This window comes from Hominisplanchenecus sp. (genome assembly GCF_046967715.1).
In the GTDB taxonomy this organism is placed as follows: domain Bacteria; phylum Bacillota; class Clostridia; order Lachnospirales; family Lachnospiraceae; genus Hominisplanchenecus; species Hominisplanchenecus faecis.
Genome location: NZ_JBKVNQ010000052.1, coordinates 17,513 through 19,369, shown reverse-complemented (window position 1 = coordinate 19,369; position 1,857 = coordinate 17,513). Strand labels below are relative to the sequence as shown.

At 34.6% G+C, this 1,857-nt stretch carries 1 protein-coding gene; it reads left to right on the top strand.

What is annotated here, in order from left to right; translation table 11 throughout:
* Positions 1 to 20: 20 nt before the first annotated feature.
* On the top strand, positions 21 to 1,857 hold a 1,837-nt coding region (locus tag ACLTL4_RS08480), incomplete at its 3' end, for a GBS Bsp-like repeat-containing protein (RefSeq protein ID WP_412320412.1).

Here is a 1,857-nt window from a genome sequence, read left to right as displayed (position 1 = left end):
TAAAGGGTGGTTTCGTTCATGTGGCATTTGCACTAATTAAGAGGATTACTATAGATTTTGTAAGAACGGAAATGGGAAAAATAATTGTTCGTGGTTGGGCAGCAGATATGGATGTTCCTAATGAGCCAATCGATGTACATATTTATGCGATTTGTGATGGCGTACGAGAAGGAATAGGTATATTAAAAGCAGATATTTACAGACCAGATGTACACGCACAAAATTCAAATATAAATGAATATCATGGATTTGAGGCAACAATTAATACAAATTTAACAGGTGATGTTCAAATAGAAGCCTATGGTATTAATGTTGGAAGTGGTGGAAATTCAATGTTGGAAGATTCACCTCAAATGATATCAGTACCTAAGGATACCATTGCACCGACTATATCCAATGTAATGGTTACAGATCTTTCTGCGTCAGGATATACAGTAACATGTAATATAGAAGATAATGTAGAAGTTTCAAGAGTACGTTTTGCTACATGGACAGAACAAAATGGTCAAGATGATATTATATGGAGTAATGAAGTATTATCAAATAATACGGTAAGTTATACAATAAATACTACAGACCATAATAATGAAAATAATTGTGTATATTATACACACATATATGCCTATGATTTAGCTGGAAATGAAGTGGGATATCCAGTGGCTGTTTATGTGGATGCGGAACCTCCAGTCATATCAAATGTGGAGATTTCTGATGTTTCATCTTTAGGATATACAATAACATGTAATGTTTCCGATAATAAGGAAATTTCTAAAGTACGTTTTGCAACATGGACGGAAGAAAATGGTCAAGATGATATTGTATGGAATGATGGAATTATATCAGGAAATAAAGTGAGTTGTAGAATAAATGTTTCAGATCATAATAATGAGACAAATGACAAGTATTGGACACATATATATGCATATGACACATCAAATAATGTTACGGGATATCCTGCATTAGTTTATATCGATGGAAAAGCACCGATAATATCAAATGTTGAAATTGTAGATATTTCAGAAAACGGATATACAGTCAAATGTACAGTAGAAGATGATTACTCAGGTGTTGACAAGGTTTTGTTTCCAACTTGGTTTGATGATGATAGCATTTATACAGATAAAAAGGATTGGAGTACAAATTCTGAAATTATCGGAAAATTAGAGAATGGAAAATATGTTTATCATGTAAATATCAGTGATTATAAAAATCAACTCGGTATATATAATACACATATATATGCATGGGATAAACATGGAAATAGGAGTGAATGTCATCCACTTCAAATCACAATTAAAGAAAATCATAAACATAATTATCGTTCCGTTATAAGGAAAAATCCTACTTGTGTGGAAACAGGAATAATGTTTTATGAGTGTAAAGATGGTGATGATAGTTATGAGGAAGAAATCCCAGCAATCGGACATCAGCATACAGAATTGAGAAATGCGAGAGAAGTAATATGCACAGAGGAAGGCTACACAGGAGACACTTACTGCACAGATTGTGGAACAAAACTTTCTTCTGGAAAAACAGTGGCAAAGAAAGACCACACCTGGGATTCTGGAAAGATCACGAAAGCAGCAACATGTATAGAGTCAGGAACAAAAACCTATACCTGCACAAACTGTAATACAATAAAAACAGAAGAAATCCCAGCAACGGGAAACCACCAGAATACAGAATTACGAAATGTGAGTGAAGCGACCTGTGCCCAGGAAGGTTACACCGGAGATACTTACTGCAAAGACTGTGGAACGAAACTTTCATCAGGAACAACGATTGCCAAAACAGACCACACCTGGGATTCTGGAAAGATAACGAAAACTGCAACGTGCAAAGAATCAGGAACCAAAA